Origin of the sequence: Mesorhizobium sp. M1B.F.Ca.ET.045.04.1.1, from assembly GCF_003952465.1 — a bacterium.
Classification (GTDB): Bacteria; Pseudomonadota; Alphaproteobacteria; order Rhizobiales; family Rhizobiaceae; genus Mesorhizobium; species Mesorhizobium shonense.
In genome coordinates, this window is sequence record NZ_CP034448.1 from 5,977,605 (window position 1) to 5,995,724 (window position 18,120).

Here is an 18,120-nt window from a genome sequence, read left to right on the forward strand (position 1 = left end):
TTCAACCACGCGGCGAACGATGGCCGCCGCCGCGATCCGCCGGCAGCGGCGGCGTGGGCTCGGTGGCATGGCCCTTGTAAAGCGGCGATTCCAGATAGCGGGAAATCGCAAAGCGCACCAGCACCGCGATGGCCGCCGAAGCCGGCACCGCGATCAAAAGGCCGACGAAGCCGAACAGCGCGCCGAAGGCGAACAGCGCGAACATCAGCCAGACCGGATGCAGGCCGACGCTTTTGCCGACCAGCCGCGGCTGCAGGATGTTGCCCTCGATGAACTGGCCGACGAAGAACACGCAGGCCACCGCCACGATCATCGCCCAGTCGGGCCAGAATTGAACGAAGGCGACGCCGACGGCAAGCACCAGCCCTGTCAGCGAGCCGACATAAGGGATGAAGGAGATCAGCCCGGCGAAGAAGCCGATGAGGATGGCGAAGTTCAGCCCGGTCAGCGTCAGGCCCGTGGCGTACATGCCGCCGAGCACAAGGCAGAGCGTGCCCTGCCCGCGTACGAAGCCGGCTGTGGCGGTGTTGATGTCGCGGGCGAGCGCTCTGACGGTTTCGACATAGTCGCGCGGCACCCAGCTGTCGACCACGGCCACCATGCGGTCCCAATCGAGCAGCATGTAGAAGGCGACGACCGGGGTGACGACGAAGAGGCTGACGACCGAGACCAGCGCCACGCCCGAGCTCCAGATCGAGGTGAAGACCGTGGTCAACAGGCTGAAGCCGGAGGTGAGCAGCGAGTTCAGCCCGTCGCGCAGGCCGGCGGCGTTGACGCCAAAACGCTGCTCCAGCCATTTCGGGTCGAAGCTGGTGATCAGCGACTGCAGGCGCGTGAGATATTCCGGCAGCTTGCGGGCGAAATCGGCCATCTGGGTCGCCAGCACCGGCACCAGGATGACGAAGGCGAGCACGACGACGACGATGAAGGCGATGAGGATCACCACCGTCGCCATCAGCCGGGAAAGTCCCAGCCGCTCCAGTCGATCGGCGACCGGATCGAGGAAATAGGCCAGCACCATGCCGGCGACGAAGGGCAGCAGGATGCCCGAGAAGACGTAGAGGAACAGCGCCAGGAGCACGGCGACGATCAGCCAGAACGCGATCTGGCGGCGCAACGCGGTCGATGCCGCGGCCGTCCAGGCTTCGCTGTCAGGTGCCCGTCTTGGAACTGCCATTCTGGGAGCCTTCGCCATAGCCGCTCATATGCCTTAGCCAGGCCACGAGATAGGCCGCGGCCGAAGCCACGGTCAAGACCCCGGACAGCAATATGAGCGCCGGGCGGAGCGGATCGAGATGGACGGAAAAGGCAAGCTCGCCCAGCACCAGCGCCGCCAGCGCGATCTGCACGGCGGTGTTCATCTTGGACACGAAGAGCGGCTTCATCTCGACCGGATGCGCCATCACGCTGGACAAAAGAACGGCGCAGATGATCAGTCCATCGCGCGACACCATGGTCACGACAAGCCAGAGCGGCAGCTCGCCGGCAAAGCCCATGACGACGAACACCGAGACCAGGAGAAGCTTGTCCGCCATCGGGTCGAGATAGGCGCCGAGCCGCGAGGACAACTGATAGCGGCGGGCGATGAAGCCGTCGACGCCGTCGGAGAGGCCGGCGACAAGGAAGCCGGCAAAGGCCCAGTCCCAACGCGCCTGCAGCATCGCCAGCACCACCGCGGGCACCAGCAGCAGCCGCATGATCGTGATCATGTTGGGTATGGTCACCGCTTGTCCCGTCGTGGCGTGTTTTGGAAATAGATGATGGAGATGAGAGGGACGCGCAAGGGAGGAAGCTGCTGATCTCCCCCACGTGGGGGGAGATGGCCGGCAGGCCAGAGGGGGGCGCATCACGTAGAGCGCCGATGTCGTCTGTCGTCGAGTAAGGCGCTGGCGCTCCACGCGAGGCGACCCCCTCTGTCGCCTTCGGCGACATCTCCCCCTCAAGGGGGAGATTGGCTCTCACGCGCCTTGCTCCCCGAAACCATTCATGCGAAGAGCCCGCAATGGAAACAGGGACGAGCCGAAGATGAGCAAGGGCGATAAGGCCAAGCGCAAGAACGGGCTCACCTATGCCGAGGCGGGCGTCGATATCGATGCCGGCAACCTGATGGTCGAGAAGATCAAGCCGCTGGTGCGCGCGACGCGCCGGCCGGGCGCCGATGGCGAGATCGGCGGCTTCGGCGGCCTGTTCGACTTGAAGGCAGCCGGCTTCACCGACCCGGTGCTGGTCGCGGCCAATGACGGCGTCGGCACCAAGCTCAAGATCGCCATCGATTCCGGCAAGCACGACACGATCGGCATCGACCTCGTCGCCATGTGCGTCAACGACATCGTCGTGCAGGGCGCGGAGCCGCTGTTCTTCCTCGATTATTTCGCCACCGGCAAACTCGATCCCGACCAGGGCGCTTCGATCGTCGGCGGCATCGCGCAGGGCTGCCGGCAGGCCGGCTGCGCGCTGATCGGCGGCGAGACGGCCGAGATGCCCGGCATGTATCACGACAAGGACTACGACCTTGCCGGCTTCGCCGTGGGCGCGGCCGAGCGCGGCCAGTTGCTTCCGACCGACGACATCGTCGAGGGCGACGTGCTGCTCGGTCTCGCCTCCTCCGGGCTGCATTCCAACGGCTTTTCGCTGGTGCGCCGGATCATCGCCGCGAGCGGGCTTGGCTGGACCGATCCGGCGCCATTCAACGAGGAGCTGAGCCTCGCCGAAGCACTGCTCGAGCCGACGCGCATCTATGTGAAGTCGATCCTGAAGGCGATCCGCAACACGCATGGCATCAAGGCGCTGGCCCACATCACCGGCGGCGGTTTTCCGGAAAACATCCCGCGCGTGCTGCCCAAGGATTTTTCGGCCGAGCTCGACCTCGAGGCGATCGACGTGCCGCCGGTGTTCTCGTGGCTGGCCAAGACCGGCGGCGTCGCGCCGGAAGAGATGATGCGCACCTTCAACTGCGGCATCGGCATGATCCTGGCCGTCGCTTCCGGCCAGGCGGCGCAGGTTGCGGCGGTGCTGCAGGAAGCCGGCGAGACGGTGACGCCGATCGGCCGCATCGTGCCGCGCCGCGACGCCGGCGTCATCTATCGGGGCTCGATCGGCCTATGAGCAGGAAACGCACGGTCGTCCTGATCTCGGGGCGCGGCTCCAACATGACGGCGCTGATTGCGGCGGCGTCCGACCCGACCTATCCGGCCGAGATCGTCGGCGTGATTTCCGACCGGGCGAACGCCGCCGGGCTCGGGATCGCGCAGTCGCGCGGCATCGCCACCAAGGTCATCCAGCGCGCCGACCATCCGAGCAAGGACGCCTATGACGCGGCGATCGATGCCGCGCTTGCCGGCTTCGGCGCCGAGATCGTGGCTTTGGCCGGTTATATGCGCATCCTCGGCCGCGGCCTGGTCGAGAAATGGCAGGGGCGCATGATCAACATCCACCCTGCCCTGCTGCCGGCGTTCAAGGGGCTGGACACGCATGCGCGCGCCATCCGCGCCGGTGTGCGCATCCATGGCTGCTCCGTGCATTTCGTCACGCCCGAGATGGATGACGGCCCGATCATCGCCCAGGCCGCCGTGCCGGTGATGGTCGGCGACAATGAGGACACGCTTGCCGCGCGAGTGCTGAAGGTGGAGCACCGGCTCTACCCGCTGGCGCTGGGTCTCGTCGCCGAAGGCAAGGCGCGCATGGAAAAGGGCCACACCGTCTTTGCCCATTTCGCCGACGACGCCGACAACGCCACCTCGGTGGTGATGGCGCCGGACCCGCTGCGCGAGGAAACCGACCTCGAGCAGTTGGCGCGGATCACGCCGTAGTTCGAGGGCGCCAATCAGGATCTGAAGCCTTGGATATCTTCGACAGCGCGGTCCGCACCAAAGGCGATCTAGCGGGCGTCTTCGAATATGAGGAGATCGACGGGGCGAAAAACGCTACGGCGTATTTCTACCTGCACCGGGTGGATGGCGAGACGACTGGCTCTGTTCTAGGTGCCATCCCTGTCCGATCGGGCCAGTGGGCAATCACCGAAGCGGATGTTGCCGTTAGGTGGGACAGTAACGAACAGCGTGTCGGGCTGTTTGTCTTCGGCACGTTGGTGGCAGCCTTCGATGCCACCACAGGCGTTGAATATGGCGGTCGATATGGCAAGGATTTCAACGCCGAGATTCCGTGGTCCTGAACAATGCCGATGAGACAACTGCTTATCCTGCGCCACGGCAAGTCGAGTTGGGACGATCCCAAGCTTGAGGATTTCGACCGTCCTCTTGCCCCGCGCGGGCTGAAGACGGCGCCGCTGATGGGGCGGGAGCTTTCGCGGCGCGGTTGGCTGCCGGACCTCGCGCTGGTCTCGCCGGCGCTGCGCACCCGCGACAGCTGGCGACTGGTCTCCCAGGAACTGCCGAAGCATGTGCCGGCGGAATTCGCGGAAGAACTCTACGAGGCGGCGCCCGGCGCCATCCTGGCGCGTGTGCGGCGGGCAAAGGCCACCAGCCTGATCGTGATCGGCCACAATCCCGGCCTGCAGAATTTCGCGTTGCAGCTCGCCGGCGCCGGGTCGGATGCCGGTGTGTTCCGGAAAATCGAAGCGAAATTCCCGACGATGGCACTCGCGCGATTCACGGTGAAGGACGGTTGGGCGAACCTCGAATTCGGCGGAGCGCGATTGACGGATTTCATCAGGCCGAAGGATTTGGCATAGACGCCGAAGCTGCTGATCTCCCCCTTGCTGTGCAGGGCTGTCCGGGGAAAATCTTTGCACAACGCAGACGAGTCTTTGCTCGCGCTTTCGCAACCTTCGATGGGCGCGATGTCCATTGTTTTTGCCGGCCAGCCGCAGCAGGTGCGGAAGGAGGAGCACCGATTGGGGTCCAAAGCTCGAAAAATGCAATCGATGCGAGTCCTCCATGGCCCTGTTCGCAACCGAAAAACTTTCCCCGGACAGCCCTGCTTGCTGTGGGGGAGATGCCTGGCAAGGCAGAGGGGGCGCTGTCCCGCCGACCTATCGGTGTTCCGCCCTCAGCCCATCAGCCGAAATTGCCCGGGCAGCGTTCCTTCGCGCCCCCCTCTGTCCTGCCGGACATCTCCCCCACCAGGGCATAGGCGCTAAGATAGGCATTGCGGCGCGGAATCGGTTGTGATTCTACGCTGGGATGACACACGAATCGCTTGTTGATGATGGCTGGGCCGAGACACTTGAGCTTCTCGGTGGCGAAGAGTTGATCGCAGGAAGTGCGCGCGAGACGAAGGCGTTCCTGCGACCACGTGGCATCCGGTCGGCGTGCGATCTGTTGCGCCTGACGCTGGCTTACTGCCTTGGCAAGGTGGGCATGCGGGGCGTCGTGGCCTGGGCGGCGGCGAGCGGGATAGCCGATATCTCGGACGTGGCCTTGCTCGGCCGGCTGCGCAATGCAGGGCCATGGCTGCAGCAGCTGATTGGGCATCTTTTGAAGCGCGAGGAGGCAGGCTTGGCCAAGGGCCGGCTGATCCGCATCCTGGATGCGACGGCGGTTGCCAAGGCCGGTGCGCATGAGAAGAAGAACAATGGGCTTTGGCGCATGCACTGCGCCTTCGAGCTTGAGCGCGAGCAGTTCGATTTCCTCGAGATCACCGACCAGAGCGAGGCCGAGCTGATCGACCGCGTGCCGGTGGTGCCGGGCGAGATCCGCATCGGCGACCGCGCCTATCTGCAGGCCGAGCGGATCGCAAAGGTCATGGAGCAAGGCGGCGACGTTGTCGTGCGCGCGTCGTGGAAGAATGCGCGATGGCTCGACGCCGACGGCGAGGCGTTCGATCTCATCGGCCACCTGGAGAGCGGCCGCGACGAGGTCTTCGAAACGCCTGTCCGGCTGGGCCTCAAGAAGGGCGCGCCTGTGAAGATGCGCCTGATCGCCTTGCGCAAATCCGAGGCCGCGGCACAGGAAGCGCGGCGCAAAATCAACAAGGAAGCCAGGGCCAAGGGCAACAAGGTTCGCCCGGAGACGCTGATTGCGGCCGGCTTCGTCATCCTTGTAACCTCGCTTGACCGGAGGGTTTCCCGCCGGCACAGTAGCCTGATCGCTGGGCGACTCGCTCAAGCGCTGAAGAGCTGATCGGGCTGCGCGCGCCTCCCGCCAAAGACCCAAGGATCGCAAAGCCTGGATCTTGCCCACTTCCTCATCGCGCTTGTGACCGAACCCCTCTCGCAGGAGTTGGGTGTCTCTCCCCCTTGAGCGACGGGCGCCCGCTGCTGTGGCGGGCTACCCGCCAGATCGTCGCCTCCCTGATCGCAGCGATCTTTACTCAGCCGCCCCTGGCAGCCCTGCGCCAAAACCTCCCTGCCTTGCGATATCGTTGGCGTGAGCCACCACGAAAGCGCAAATTTCAGTCCATGCCAAAGCTATCTTAGCGCCTATGCCCACCAGGGGGAGATCGGCAGCTTCACCGCTCAGCAAAATCCTCGAGGCGAAAAAATCAATTGCCCCAGATGCCCTAGCCCGGATCCGGCCACGCCTGCGACGGTGCTGATCCGGTCGTCATCGAGCTGTCGACATTAGCCGGCTTGGCGGCCTCATGCTTGCGCACCGAGGCGGTGAGGCCGCGGTCGACGCCCGCGGTCGGCTGATTGGCATTGTTCGCGCCATAGTGGTCGCTGCCTGCAAAGGCAGAACCGATGGCGAGAAGCATGGCTGCGGTGGTGAGAGCGATCCTGGTCATTGCAAAAGTTCCTGTCGTTGAGTGTTGATGGGAGTTTTGGAGGAAGGCCGAGCGCTGTCAGTTGCCCCAGATGCCTTCGTCGTTGTGCCGAGCGATCATGTCGGCGACCGTCTCGCCGGAGCCGGTCGCGACCGGATCCTGCTGATGCGCCATGTCCGGTTTCCGGATCGAGGCGGTGAAGGCATGGTCGACACCGGCGGTCGGCTGATTGGCGCCGTCGGAGCCATAGTGGTCGCTGCCGGCAGAGGCGCTGCCCATGGCAGCGACGAGTATGGCGGCGGCGACGAATGCGATCCTGGTCATCTCAGTGTTCCTTGTCCTGTCGTTTCATCGGCGGCGCCTTGGGAGGATGGCCCCGCTGCCGACAAGACCTGGAACGGCCCGGTTTTATTCCCGGGCGAAATCTCTTCTTCGCTGGTCGCTTCGCCACAGCGGCCGAACCCTCGCCTCGAAAGCTCATCTTGAACAATGGGTTGGAAGGAACTGCTGCCTGGCCGATTCAGGCCGACCCATAGCCGGCTCTACAAAGCAAAGCGGCGGGGCAAGCCCGCCGCTTTGAGGTCTATCGAGGATCGGAACCGTTCAGTGGTTGCCGAACAGGTCGCGGTCGCTACCCTGGGTCAGCGGCTTCTGGACATTCGCATCCGACTTCTTGACCGAAGCGGTATACGAGGAGTCGACCGAAGCGGCCGGCTGGTTGGCGTTGGCCGAGCCGTAGTTGTCGGAGCCGGCGAAAGCGGCACCCGTGGCGACGAGAAGGGCGGCGGTGGTAAGAGCGATCTTGGTCATTTCAGTTACTCCGGATTTGAAGGTTGAGGGTCAGATCGGATTGGGCCGCTTTGGGCCGAGGCCGCCTTAGCGGCCCCAGATGCCCTGGCCGGATTCCGGCTGGACCTGTTCGGGCGTCAGCCTGAACCCACGGGTGAACTCTTGGCGGTGCTCGACCGGCCTGCGGATCGAAGCCGTGGGAGTGCGGTCGATGTTGTCGCCGGACTGCGCCACGGCCGACTGGTTGGCGGTCGGCTGGTTGACATTGTCGGAACCATAATGGTCGCTGCCGGCAAAGGCGCTGCCCGTGGCAACGAGAAGGGCCGCGGCGGTAAGAGCAATCTTGTTCATTTTAGATACTCCAGATTTCAAAAGTCGTGTCCGTCCAGTGGCGTGCCGTAGTGGAAATTCGCGTCGCTCGGACCACCCCGAAATGGGTCGGCTCGGTTGCCATTTCCAATCACGAAAATGTGCAAATCGAACCAACCGGTTCGACCTTGAAATCGCGCGAACAGTGCAGATGCCACATTTTTATGATTTAATATCAATAGCTTATCGTGATGGCTGCGAAACACAGGCCCTCGCAGCGGTTAACCGCCGTTCACTCAGATTACACGATCCGTCAACATAAATTGAACCGAACCGTTCGGTTTGATTTTCTGGCGGAGCGAATCTGGACTTGAACCGGTCGCCGGCTGGGTCTCAGCCGGCGTTTGCCTTGCCGGCAGATCGATATTATCGATTGTCTTCAAGCATCCGTTGGGACCGCCAGCCGTACCTTGCGAGCCGAGGTCGCCATCGGACAAAGGCATTCCTGAACAGCGGTCAACGATGCGGCTCCTGCTTGTCGAAGACAATCGCGAACTGGCCGATTGGCTGAGCAAGACGCTGCGCCAGGCGAGCTATGTCGTCGACGTCGTCCATGACGGCGAGGACGTCGAACATGCGCTTGCGGCCGGCGACCATGCGCTGATCATCCTCGACCTTGCCCTGCCGCGCATGGGCGGCATGGAGGTGCTGAAGCGGCTGAGGGCGCGCGGCAACGCGGTGCCGGTGATCGTGCTCACCGCCAATGCCAGTCTCGACGGCCGGGTCAAGGGCCTCAACGAAGGCGCCGACGACTATCTGGCAAAACCCTTCCAGATCGAAGAGCTGGAGGCGCGCATCCGCGTGCAGCTGCGCCGCGCCAACGACCGGACGGCGCCCATCATTTCCTGCGGCGACCTCGTCTTCGACACCAACACCAGGCTGTTCTCGCTCGGCGGCGAGACGCTGGCGCTGACGCCGCGCGAGCATGCGGTGCTGGAGCAATTGGTGATCAAGGCCGGGCGCACGGTGAGCAAGGCGGCGCTGTCGGCGGCGATCTACGATTTCGACACCGACGCCGACCCCAGCGCCATCGAGATCTATGTGCATCGCCTGCGCAAGAAGCTGGAAGGCTCGCGCGTGCAGATCGCCACCTTGCGCGGCCTCGGCTATCTGCTGCGCCATGAAGACTAGGCGACATGAAGATTGGGCGACATGAAGATTGGGCGACATGAAGTTTCGGCGCCATGAGGATTAGCAGCCTCCGCCTGCAATTGCTGGCCTGGGTGGTGCTGCCGCTAGCCGCGTTGGTGACCGTCAATTTGTGGACCAGCCAGCGCAACGCGCTGGCGACCGCGGACCTCGTCACCGACCGCATGCTGGTCGGCTCGGCGCGCGCGATCGCCGAACAGGTGGCGATGGCCGACGGCGTTCTCGACGCTACCATTCCGCCGGCGGCGATCGAGATGTTCGATACCGGCGACCGCGACAGCGTCTACTACCGGGTCGAGACCGCGAACGGCCGACTGCTCACCGGCTATCCCGACCTGCCCGAGGCGCCGCAGGGCGGCAGCATCGAGGCTTCCTATCGCGATCACCCGTTGCGCCTCGCAACGCTCAGCCATGCCGTGATCGGCGCTGGCGCGGATTCGCCGATCGAGGTCACCGTCGGCGTCACGCTTGCCGGCCACCACTCGATGGTGAGGCGGCTGTGGTTCAGCGCCTTCGCCCAGCAGTTGGCGCTGGTGGCGATTGCCGGCGTGTTCGTGCTGCTTGGCCTACGCCGTGGGCTGGCGCCGCTGATCCGGCTGCGCGATGCGGTGCGCTCGCCGGAGCGCAGCGATCTGGACCCGGTCGAGGTGCCCGGCGCGCAAAGCGAGATCCGGCCGCTGATCGATGCGCTCAACGCGTATATGGAGCGCGTGCGAGCGCAGATGGCGGCGCAGCGCCGCTTCATCGCCAATGCCGCGCATCAGTTGCGCACGCCGCTGGCGCTCTTGTCGACGCAGGCAAGCTATGCGCTGCGCGAAAGCGCCGCCGACCAGCGCCAGGAAGCGCTTATCGCCTTGCAGGCAAGCTCCGGCCGGCTGGCGCGGCTTGCCGAACAGCTTTTGACCCTGTCACGCGCCGAGCCCGGCAGCCGGCGGCCGCGCGCCGACCGCATCGACCTCACCGAAGCCGCCCGCCAGGTGCTGGAAACGCATGCGCCGAAGGCGATCGAGCGCAACATCGACCTCGGCCTCGATGAAACCGGCCCTGTGCCGGTCATCGGCGACGGCACGATGCTGCGCGAGATGATCGTCAACCTGGTCGACAATGCGCTGCGCTACACGCCGGCCGGCGGCACGGTGACCGTCAAGCTGGTCGCGATCGAGCGCGAGGGCGTGCTGACGGTCACCGATACCGGCCCCGGCATTCCCGCCGAGGAGCGGGAACAGGTCTTCGAGCGCTTCTACCGCATTGCCGGCGCGACCGAGGAAGGCAGCGGGCTCGGCTTGGCAATCGTGCGCGAGGTGGTCGAGAATGCCGGCGGCAGCGTCGCGCTTGGCGACGTCGCCGGCGGCGGGCTCAAGGTCGAGGTGCGGCTGCCGCTGGCCGCAGCCGAGGACGGGCCAGCTGGTGCAGTCAGGTCCCCTGTTCGTTGAACGGCGCCGGCCGCCATTTGACGACATAGTTCTCGAAGCGGGTGATGATGAACTCCACCACCAGCGCCATCACCGCCAGGATGATCATGGCGGCGAAGACGCCATTGGCGTTGAAGGCGCCCTGCGCGGTCGAGATCAGCAAGCCCATGCCCTGCTTGGCGCCGAGGAACTCGCCGACCACGGCGCCGACCAGCGCGAAGCCGAAGCTGACGTGAAGGCTGGCCAGGATCCAGCTCATCGCCGACGGGATGATGACGGTGCGAGTAATCTGGTAGGGCGAGGCGCCGAGGATCTGGGCGTTGGCGATCATCGCCCTGTCGGCCTCGCGAACGCCCTGGAAGGCGTTGGCAAAGACGACGAAGAACACCATGACGACGGCCAGCGCCACCTTGGAGGCCATGCCGAGGCCGAGCGCGATGATGAAGACCGAGCCCAGCACGACGCGCGGCACGGAGTTGGCGATCTTGATGTAAATCGAAAAGACATCCGCCAGGAGCTTGTTGCGGCCCAGGATGATGCCCGCTGCAATGCCGCCGACGGCGCCGATGGCGAAGCCGAGGAAGGTTTCCTCCAGCGTCACATAGATCTGCAGCCAGAGCGGCCCCTGCGAGGTGCCCTCGGTGACCCAGGACCAGATCTGCTCCCAGATGCCGGAGGGGCTGGAGAAGAAGAACGGGTCGATGATGTTGTAGTCGGCGCCGAGTTCCCAGAGCGCGAGGAAAACAATCAGGATCGCGAGCCGCAGTCCGATGACCAGGGCATGGCGGCGGCGCAGCCGCGCCCTCGCCCGGGCTTCGGCAGCGACGATCGAGGTCGCGCGGACGGCTTGGTCGGAGGCTGGAGAGATGACGGTCATGGCAAGTCTCCTTTCAATGGCCGGTCTGCAGGCCACGGCTCTGGCCGAGCTGCACTTCCTCGCGCAGGTCGTTCCAAATCACCTTGGCGATCTCGATGAATTTCTGATCGTAGCGGATGTCGGCCATGACGCGCGGACGCGGCAGGTCGATGCGGTAGACGCTTTTCACCGTGCCGGGACCGGCGGTGAGAACATAGACCTTGTCGGCCAGCGCCACCGCTTCCTCAAGATCGTGGGTGACGAAGACGACGGAGGATTTGAGCTCCGACCAGAGACCCAGCAGCTCGTCCTGCATGGCGGTGCGGGTCTGCATGTCGAGCGCGCTGAACGGCTCGTCCATCAGCAGGATCTTCGGCTGGTTGATGAAGGTCTGGGCCAGCGCCACGCGCTTGCGCATGCCGCCCGAGAGCTGGTGCGGATAGTGTTTCTCGAAGCGGGCAAGCCCGACGCGGGCGATCCAGTCGCGCGCCCGTTCATAGGCCTCGGCCTTCGGCGTGCCGCGATAGAGCGGGCCGGCCGCGACATTGTCGATGACGCTGCGCCACGGAAACAGCGCATCCGCCTGGAAGACGAAGCCGATGTCGCGGCTGATCTCGGTGACGGGATTGCCCATGACGCGGACATTGCCGGTCGTCGGCCGCAAGAGGCCGGTGACGAGGTTGAGCGTCGTCGACTTGCCGCAGCCGGTCGGCCCGACGACGCAGGCGAACTCGCCGCGCGCCACCGTCATGGTGAAATCGCGGATTGCCGTCATCATGTGACCGTCGGGTGTGACGAAGCGCAACGTCACCTCGTCGATGGCGATCGCGGCATCGGCCGGCGGCGCGGCCGGAGACAGCTTCTCGGCCGCCATGGTTTGCAACTGCATGGCACACTCCTGTGGCGATGGTGCGAGGATGCCGGCGGCTCAAGCCCCTTAGGCTTGCCATGCATCGGCATCCGGAAAGGCGCCGCTGCCGAATTGATTCAGGCCAGCGGCGCAAGTGGTTGTTTTTCAACAGGCGGAGCGGAAACGCCTCACCCGTCCTGCGACACTACTTGGCGGCGTCGACGAATGCCGTGGTGTAGGTCTTCGACAGGTCGATCTGCTTGCCTTGCAGGCTCTTGGAGAAGGTCGACAGAACTTTCAGCACCGTCTCCGGACCATCGGCGGGCATGCGGCCGTCGGGCGTGAACATCGCCTTGCCGCCGGCCAGGCCCTGCACATAGAGGTCCTTGTTGCCGGCGTAATAGTCCTTCGGCATCTGGTTGGCGATCTCCTCGGCCGAATGGCTGGCGATGTATTTCATCGTCTTGACGAAGGCGTTGGCGAGCTTCTGCGCCTCGTCCTTGTGGCTCTCGATCCAGGCGGACTGGACATAGAAGGACGCCGCCGGATAGTCGCCGCCCAGCGCTTCCTTGGTCTTCTCGGGCGTGCGCATGTCGACCAATACCTTGGCCTCGCCGGTCTGCAGCAACTTGGCGATGGTCGGCTCGGTGGTCATGCCGGCCTGGATCTGGTCCTGCTTGACGGCGGCGATGAAGGTGTTGCCGGCGCCCACCGGAAGCAGCGTGTAGTCGCCCGGCTTCAGGCCGTTGCGCACGGCAAGATACTGGGTCAGGAAATCAGTCGAGGAGCCGAGGCCGGTGACGCCGAGCGTCGCGCCCTTGAAGTCGGCCGGCGACTTGATCTCCGGGTGGTTGGCCGAGACCAGTTCGACCTCGCCCGGCGCCTGGCTGAACTGTACGATCGACTGGATGTATTTGCCCTTCGACTGCAGGTCGACGGTGTGGTCGTAGAAGCCGACGACGCCCTGCACGGCGCCCGCCAGCAATTCGTTCTCTGCCTCGACGCCGGCACGCGAGTTGACCAGCTCGACGTCGAGCCCCTCGTCCTTGAAATAGCCGAGCTGCTGGGTGAGCACGGCCGGCAGATAGATCTGCTTTTCCATGCCGCCGACGATGATGGTGATCTTGTCGGCAGCCGACGCCGCCGTAGCACCCGTGGCGACGATGGCAAGCGAAAGCGCTGCCGAACGCAAGATGCACTTCGAGATGAAACCGGTCACGTAACTTCCTCCTCCTGGGCGGCGCGCCCTCCAGGCTGCGCCGCATTTCCTCCTTGCCGGCCGCTCCCGCACCGGTCACGTGGCGAACGCCACAAAACTGTCATGGCATGCCCAAGCTTTCAGCTGGCTTTCAGCCATTTTAGAGATGGTTGAAATGGAATCCGGTGAAATTGCCGATCACGCGGCAAAACCGAGCACGTCGCGCATGTCGTATTCGCCGGGCGGCTGTCCGGCTACCCAGAGCGCCGCCGCAATAGCGCCGCGCGCGAACATGGAGCGATCGCGGGCGGCATGCGAAAGCGTGAGCCTCTCGCCCTCGGCGAGGAAGCTGACGGAATGCTCGCCGACGATGCTGCCGCCGCGCAGCACGGCAAAGCCGATCTCGCCGGCAGCGCGCGGGCCGGTGACGCCATCGCGGGCGCGCTTCGCCACATCGTCCAGCCTGACGCCACGTCCTCGCGCCGTCGCCTCGCCCAGCATCAGCGCCGTTCCGGATGGCGCGTCGACCTTGAAGCGGTGATGCGCTTCGAAAATCTCGATGTCGCAGTCGTCTCCGCCGAGTGCCCGCGCTGCCTGCTCGACCAGTCCGGTCAGCAGGTTGAGCCCCAGCGAATAGCTGCCGGAGCGCACGATAGCGATTTTCCCGGCAGCGTCGGCGATCGTTTCCAGTTGAGCCGCATCGAAGCCGGTCGAGCCGATGACCAGTGCCGGACCGCCGCGCTCCGCGCAGGCTCTTGCCAGTTCGGCGGACGCTGCCGGCGTGGTGAAGTCGATGACGACATCGGCAATCGCCAGCGCCTCGTCCCGCTCGACCAGCCCCTCAACCGCCCTGCCCGGCCGGTGGAAACGGGCGACGAGCTCGAGCCGCGGATCGGCCGCGATTGTCTCAGTCATCTGCCGGCCCATGCGGCCGAGCGCGCCGGCGATGGCTATCCTGAGCTGCGGCATGGCTATCCCTGTCGAAAGCTGAGTCGGAACAATCGTCTAGCACGCCGCCTTGGCAAATTGATTCAGACGGCACCGTTCGTCTTCAGCATCATGCCGGCGATCTCCTTGACCAGCTTGGCGGCAACCAGCGCCGTCACATTGGAGAGGTCCTGACGCGGATTGTATTCGACGATGTCGGCAGCGACGATTGGTTGGTCGATCGACTGGATCAGGCCGATCACCTGGCGGGTGGTCAAGCCGCCTGGTTCGCGGTGGGAAATGCCGGGCGCGAAGGCCGGATCGAGCGCGTCGATATCCATCGAGATATAGACGGGCGTCTCGAGATTGAGCCCCAGCTCCTCCTTGAAATGCCGCATCTCCACCACCTCGACGCCGAAGCGCTTGAACTGATCGCGGTGATGATCGTTGACGGTGCGCAAGCCGATCTGGATCAGCCGGTCCGCGAGCTGCTCCTCCATGATGCGAGCGAAGGGCGAGGTGTGCGAGCGCGGATTGTCACCGTAGGAATGATAGATGTCCGGATGCGCGTCGATATGAACGATCGTCAGGCTAGGATGGCGTCGGCGCACGGCGCGCAACACCGGCCAGGAAATGGCATGGTCGCCGCCGAGCGAGATCAGCGGGTGGCCGGCATCCAGCGCGCGGCCGACCTCGTTCTCGATACGATCCCATGGGTCGCCCGGTTGCATGAAATCGAGGTCGCCATGATCGATGAAGCTGTCGGTCAGGTCGAAGCCGATTTCCGACCATGAGGTATAGGCATCGCTGGCGAGCTCGCGCCGGATCAGCGGCGGCGCCTCGGCCGGTCCGCGCAGGTAGGACGAGTTCTCGTCATGCGGAATGCCCAGAAGCGATACCTTGGCCACGACTTCCTCCTTCGTTACGGAGACAGGGTGCCTCTATAGACGCCGGAGCTGGCGGGTGCGACCGCAGCCACTTGGGCCAGATCGCAAAACACGCCGTTTAGAGCTGCGCGAATGTGAAGCGCTACACTCATCAGGGCTCGCGCGATGTGCTAATTTAGCTCCGCTGTCCGGCCGCGACGCGCCGCCCGGACCGGGTCCGAGGGGGGACGCTCATGTTACGGCCAGTGCATGTCCTGGTTCTTTCCTGCCTCGCGCTCGCACCATTCGCCGGCGGGGCATTCGCCGCCCAGGCATCTTCCGACAAATCCGACGATGCGGCAAAGAAGGCCGCGCTCGCCGAGGCGATCACCACCTGCGACCAGGGCGCCTCCGTGCCGCTCGACCCCGAAGCCAAGGCGCCGCCGATCCAGTATGGCGAGCTCTTCCCGTTCGATATGAACCTCGGCAAGCTCAAAGACCTGGCCGACAAATGCCAGGCGGCGATGCTCGGCGCGCCGCAGGAAAAGCGGTTGACGCTGCAATGGCTGCGGGTCCAGGTCGCGCTCAACCAGCCGGGACTTACCTTTCTCCTGCCGCAGATCAAGCTGCTCGCCGACGGCGGCAGCCCCGAGGCGAATTATCTCCTCTACGAGGTCTATTCGGTGCATCGCCACGACAGCGCGGATGCCGGTCCGCCGCCGGTCTCGCGCGACATGGCGCTCGATGCCTTGCGGAAGGCCGGGGCCGCCGGCCATCTCATGGCGCTTGAGACGCTGCTCCGTCAGTATATCGATGGGCCGCTGCTGCGCCGCGACGCGCACAAGGTGGTCGAGACCGCGCAACGCGTCATCGACGCGCCGGCCCAGGGCCAATCGCCGGGCGAATGGGACAGCCAGTTCCGCGCCGCCATGCCGCTGCTGATTGCGCGGACGACGCTGACGGAAGACGGATTCACGAGCGAGGAGCAGCAAAAGGCCTTTCATGCCGTCGAGACGGATTCCCAGGCCGGGACCAACGGCTCCGGACGATCGGCGCTGGCTTACATCAAGGCGTTGCGGCTGGGACGCGGGACCTCGCAGGACGCGACGAAGGCCAGGCAGTTGCTGGAGGCGCGCGTCGGCAGCGATCAGTATGCCGTGACGATGCTGGCCGACATGCTGGCCAAGGGCGAAGGCGGCGCGGCGGACGGCAAGCGGGCCATTGCCGTGCTGCGCGCCGCAACCAAGACTGTCGCCGAGGCCAGGCCGATGCTGGCCGGCCTACTCCTGGACGGCAAGTTCGTCGGCCGCCAGCCGCGTGAAGCGATCCAACTGCTCAACGCCCCGTGGGATCTCGACGCCGGCATCAGGCTGGCGAAGCTGCTTCCCGATTATGGCGGCGTCCAGATCGACAATCCGGGCATGTTGATCGAGCGCCTGAGCGACGGCGCCGAGGCCGGCGAGCCGGGCGCGGCCGTTGCGCTGGCGCGGCTGCAGCTCTCCGACGATCAACAGTTCAAGAATGAGGATTTGGCGCGCGCCATGCTGAAGCCGCTGGCCGATAGCGGCGACCGCGACGCGCTCTGGCTCTACGCCTCGACGCAATACGCCAATCTCGATTCGACCAGCTATCGACCGTCGCGCCGCGACGGCGGCCTGAGCGACGATGATCTGAAAGCGCTGATCGGTGAGGGCGAAGGCAAGAAGGAACCGCAGGCCTATCTGCTTCATGCCAAGCTGCTGCGGCGGGGCTTGATCTATCCGCAGGACGACGTCAGGGCGACCGCGATGCTGATCAACGCCGCCAATCTCGGCAGCGTCGAAGCCATGGTGCTGCTCGGCGACGCCTATGACAACGGTCTCGGCATCGACAAGAACCCGCGCGAGCGGCTGCACGCGTGGCGCGAGGCCGCACGGCTCGGTTCGCTCAAGGCAAGGGGCAAGCTTGCCGATGCCTTCACCTTCGACAGTTTCGACCGGCTGATAACGCTGCGCGAAGGCATCACCAACCGCATTGCCCTCTACAATGACGGCATCGGCAGGATGGGCGCCGGGGTGTTCGGCGGCGATGCCGGTATCGAACTAAGCGGCCTTTTTTCCGGACCGGCCTCCAGTGCCGGAACGGCCGCGGTCGCCGCCGCGGTGATGGACGCGTTCCGTCAAGCGCCGGCCGGCCTCGACGAGGAAAACCTGGTCAGCGTCGGCAAGGCCCTGCCCGACGAGATCCGCGCCGCGATCGAGACGACGCTGAAGAGCGAAGGTTTTTATGCCGGCGAGCCGAAGGGCTATTTCGGTCCGGACGTACGCAAGGCGCTGGCCGCCTGGGTCGATGCCAAAGGCCCGCTGGCCGATGCTCCGAGCCCGCAAACGGCGGCCGGGACACAGCAGGCGGCACCGGCTTCAGACATGCTCGCGGGCGAAATCCTCGACCGCGTCCGCGACAAGGTGTTCGCCAAGGCGCAGGCGGCCAAGACGGAGAAGCAGAAGCTTGCCGCCATCAAGCAGCTGGGCATGCTCGCCCGCTATGGCGACCTCCCGTCGCGCTGGGTGCTGGTGCGCAACTACCACCAGGCAAGAGCCATCCGGTCGGTCGTCACGCCCGAGGAGATCACCCGCTATGCGCTGGACATCCTGGTGTCGAAACCCGAGGGCGTCGACAAGCCAGAATTCGAGTTCATCTTCGACCTGACGCAGATCGCGAAGGACCGGAAATCCAAGGCGGTCGGCAGCGCCGCCCTGCAGGCAATCCGCGACGATCCGCGCATGCAGGATCCGCTGACGCTAGGCGCCATCATGGGTCAGTTCGCTTTCGCGCCGGAGGCCTGCGACTCCGTGCTCACTGCTGCCCGCAAAGCCGACATCAACGGTGTGGGGGCAGACGGGTGCGATGAGCAAACACGCAGCGCCCTCATCGCCTTCGCCAAGGACAAGGGCGCGTCCGGTGTCGATGCCGCGGCGCGCAAGGCGGCCTCAGAGGAGATCAGGACACTGGACGCGCAGGCGGCGAAGTAGTCAGAGCCAAGCAATCAAAGCAGTTTACGC

19 protein-coding genes are annotated in these 18,120 nt (G+C 65.0%); 8 read left to right on the forward strand and 11 right to left on the reverse strand.

Features of this window, described 5'->3' with window-relative positions; translation table 11 throughout:
• Position 1 precedes the first annotated feature (1 nt).
• Positions 2–1,177, reverse strand: coding sequence for an AI-2E family transporter (locus EJ071_RS29775; RefSeq protein ID WP_245460028.1), 1,176 nt, complete (start codon positions 1,175–1,177; stop codon positions 2–4).
• Positions 1,152–1,724, reverse strand: coding sequence for a CDP-alcohol phosphatidyltransferase family protein (locus EJ071_RS29780; protein WP_126101042.1), 573 nt, complete (start codon positions 1,722–1,724; stop codon positions 1,152–1,154). Before EJ071_RS29780 ends, EJ071_RS29775 begins: the two co-directional genes overlap by 26 nt.
• 301 nt (positions 1,725–2,025) lie before the next feature.
• Between EJ071_RS29780 and purM the strand changes: the two genes are divergently transcribed.
• From purM to EJ071_RS29805, 5 genes are all read left to right on the forward strand, one after another.
• Positions 2,026–3,105, forward strand: a complete 1,080-nt coding sequence (purM, locus tag EJ071_RS29785) for a phosphoribosylformylglycinamidine cyclo-ligase (protein ID WP_126101043.1) — start codon at positions 2,026–2,028, stop codon at positions 3,103–3,105.
• A complete protein-coding gene (gene purN, locus EJ071_RS29790) occupies positions 3,102–3,809 on the forward strand; it encodes a phosphoribosylglycinamide formyltransferase (protein ID WP_126101044.1) in 708 nt (235 codons plus the stop codon). The genes purM and purN overlap by 4 nt, the downstream gene beginning before the upstream one ends.
• A 29-nt stretch (positions 3,810–3,838) precedes the next feature.
• On the forward strand, positions 3,839–4,171 hold the full coding sequence (locus tag EJ071_RS29795) for a hypothetical protein (RefSeq protein WP_126101045.1): 333 nt from the start codon (positions 3,839–3,841) through the stop codon (positions 4,169–4,171).
• Between the two features lie 9 nt (positions 4,172–4,180).
• Positions 4,181–4,690: a histidine phosphatase family protein gene (locus tag EJ071_RS29800; protein WP_126101046.1), complete on the forward strand. Its 510-nt coding sequence runs from the start codon at positions 4,181–4,183 to the stop codon at positions 4,688–4,690.
• A gap of 451 nt (positions 4,691–5,141) precedes the next feature.
• The gene (locus tag EJ071_RS29805; protein WP_126101047.1) at positions 5,142–6,080 is read left to right on the forward strand and encodes a hypothetical protein; all 939 of its coding nucleotides are present in this window, start codon (positions 5,142–5,144) and stop codon (positions 6,078–6,080) included.
• Between the two features lie 379 nt (positions 6,081–6,459).
• Here the strand turns inward: EJ071_RS29805 and EJ071_RS29810 are convergent, their stop codons facing one another.
• From EJ071_RS29810 to EJ071_RS29825, 4 genes are all read right to left on the reverse strand, one after another.
• The gene (locus EJ071_RS29810; protein WP_126101048.1) at positions 6,460–6,684 is read right to left on the reverse strand and encodes a DUF680 domain-containing protein; all 225 of its coding nucleotides are present in this window, start codon (positions 6,682–6,684) and stop codon (positions 6,460–6,462) included.
• Between the two features lie 57 nt (positions 6,685–6,741).
• The gene (locus EJ071_RS29815; protein WP_126101049.1) at positions 6,742–6,987 is read right to left on the reverse strand and encodes a DUF680 domain-containing protein; all 246 of its coding nucleotides are present in this window, start codon (positions 6,985–6,987) and stop codon (positions 6,742–6,744) included.
• A gap of 279 nt (positions 6,988–7,266) precedes the next feature.
• Positions 7,267–7,473 carry a DUF680 domain-containing protein gene (locus EJ071_RS29820; RefSeq protein ID WP_126101050.1) on the reverse strand — a complete coding sequence of 69 codons (207 nt, stop codon included), beginning with the start codon at positions 7,471–7,473 and terminating at the stop codon, positions 7,267–7,269.
• Positions 7,474–7,539: 66 nt separating this feature from the next.
• Positions 7,540–7,803, reverse strand: coding sequence for a DUF680 domain-containing protein (locus EJ071_RS29825; RefSeq protein ID WP_126101051.1), 264 nt, complete (start codon positions 7,801–7,803; stop codon positions 7,540–7,542).
• A 480-nt stretch (positions 7,804–8,283) separates the two neighbouring features.
• On the opposite strand from EJ071_RS29825, the gene EJ071_RS29830 reads away from it, so the two are divergent.
• Positions 8,284–8,952, forward strand: coding sequence for a response regulator (locus EJ071_RS29830; RefSeq protein WP_126101052.1), 669 nt, complete (start codon positions 8,284–8,286; stop codon positions 8,950–8,952).
• Positions 8,953–9,005: 53 nt separating this feature from the next.
• The gene (locus tag EJ071_RS29835; protein WP_126101053.1) at positions 9,006–10,403 is read left to right on the forward strand and encodes a sensor histidine kinase; all 1,398 of its coding nucleotides are present in this window, start codon (positions 9,006–9,008) and stop codon (positions 10,401–10,403) included.
• Here the strand turns inward: EJ071_RS29835 and EJ071_RS29840 are convergent.
• The 5 genes from EJ071_RS29840 to speB all read right to left on the reverse strand — a co-directional run bounded on the left by EJ071_RS29840 (position 10,384) and on the right by speB (position 15,121).
• Positions 10,384–11,259: an ABC transporter permease gene (locus EJ071_RS29840; protein WP_126101054.1), complete on the reverse strand. Its 876-nt coding sequence runs from the start codon at positions 11,257–11,259 to the stop codon at positions 10,384–10,386. The two genes, EJ071_RS29835 and EJ071_RS29840, sit on opposite strands and share 20 nt — an antisense overlap.
• 13 nt (positions 11,260–11,272) lie before the next feature.
• A complete protein-coding gene (locus tag EJ071_RS29845) occupies positions 11,273–12,127 on the reverse strand; it encodes an ABC transporter ATP-binding protein (protein ID WP_126101055.1) in 855 nt (284 codons plus the stop codon).
• 166 nt (positions 12,128–12,293) lie between these two features.
• The gene (locus EJ071_RS29850) at positions 12,294–13,280 is read right to left on the reverse strand and encodes an ABC transporter substrate-binding protein (RefSeq protein ID WP_245460366.1); all 987 of its coding nucleotides are present in this window, start codon (positions 13,278–13,280) and stop codon (positions 12,294–12,296) included.
• Between the two features lie 204 nt (positions 13,281–13,484).
• Positions 13,485–14,255, reverse strand: coding sequence for a 4-hydroxy-tetrahydrodipicolinate reductase (dapB, locus tag EJ071_RS29855; protein ID WP_189521289.1), 771 nt, complete (start codon positions 14,253–14,255; stop codon positions 13,485–13,487).
• Positions 14,256–14,317: 62 nt separating this feature from the next.
• The gene (gene speB / locus EJ071_RS29860; RefSeq protein WP_126101058.1) at positions 14,318–15,121 is read right to left on the reverse strand and encodes an agmatinase; all 804 of its coding nucleotides are present in this window, start codon (positions 15,119–15,121) and stop codon (positions 14,318–14,320) included.
• A 212-nt stretch (positions 15,122–15,333) separates the two neighbouring features.
• On the opposite strand from speB, the gene EJ071_RS29865 reads away from it, so the two are divergent.
• Positions 15,334–18,090 (forward strand): sel1 repeat family protein, encoded by a 2,757-nt coding sequence (locus EJ071_RS29865; RefSeq protein ID WP_126101059.1) that lies wholly within the window; start codon positions 15,334–15,336, stop codon positions 18,088–18,090.
• Positions 18,091–18,120 lie beyond the last annotated feature (30 nt).

Excerpts from the sequence above, each read along its gene's own strand:
- EJ071_RS29820 (WP_126101050.1), bottom strand. The coding sequence starts at position 7,473 with ATGACCAAGATCGCTCTTACCACCGCCGCCCTTCTCGTCGCCACGGGT.
- dapB (WP_189521289.1), bottom strand. The coding sequence starts at position 14,255 with ATGCCGCAGCTCAGGATAGCCATCGCCGGCGCGCTCGGCCGCATGGGC.
- EJ071_RS29845 (WP_126101055.1), bottom strand. The coding sequence starts at position 12,127 with ATGCAGTTGCAAACCATGGCGGCCGAGAAGCTGTCTCCGGCCGCGCCG.
- purN (WP_126101044.1), top strand. The coding sequence starts at position 3,102 with ATGAGCAGGAAACGCACGGTCGTCCTGATCTCGGGGCGCGGCTCCAAC.
- purM (WP_126101043.1), top strand. The coding sequence starts at position 2,026 with ATGAGCAAGGGCGATAAGGCCAAGCGCAAGAACGGGCTCACCTATGCC.
- EJ071_RS29835 (WP_126101053.1), top strand. The coding sequence starts at position 9,006 with ATGAGGATTAGCAGCCTCCGCCTGCAATTGCTGGCCTGGGTGGTGCTG.
- EJ071_RS29830 (WP_126101052.1), top strand. The coding sequence starts at position 8,284 with ATGCGGCTCCTGCTTGTCGAAGACAATCGCGAACTGGCCGATTGGCTG.
- EJ071_RS29810 (WP_126101048.1), bottom strand. The coding sequence starts at position 6,684 with ATGACCAGGATCGCTCTCACCACCGCAGCCATGCTTCTCGCCATCGGT.
- EJ071_RS29775 (WP_245460028.1), bottom strand. The coding sequence starts at position 1,177 with ATGGCAGTTCCAAGACGGGCACCTGACAGCGAAGCCTGGACGGCCGCG.
- EJ071_RS29800 (WP_126101046.1), top strand. The coding sequence starts at position 4,181 with ATGAGACAACTGCTTATCCTGCGCCACGGCAAGTCGAGTTGGGACGAT.
- EJ071_RS29805 (WP_126101047.1), top strand. The coding sequence starts at position 5,142 with ATGACACACGAATCGCTTGTTGATGATGGCTGGGCCGAGACACTTGAG.
- EJ071_RS29865 (WP_126101059.1), top strand. The coding sequence starts at position 15,334 with ATGTTACGGCCAGTGCATGTCCTGGTTCTTTCCTGCCTCGCGCTCGCA.
- EJ071_RS29825 (WP_126101051.1), bottom strand. The coding sequence starts at position 7,803 with ATGAACAAGATTGCTCTTACCGCCGCGGCCCTTCTCGTTGCCACGGGC.
- EJ071_RS29840 (WP_126101054.1), bottom strand. The coding sequence starts at position 11,259 with ATGACCGTCATCTCTCCAGCCTCCGACCAAGCCGTCCGCGCGACCTCG.
- EJ071_RS29815 (WP_126101049.1), bottom strand. The coding sequence starts at position 6,987 with ATGACCAGGATCGCATTCGTCGCCGCCGCCATACTCGTCGCTGCCATG.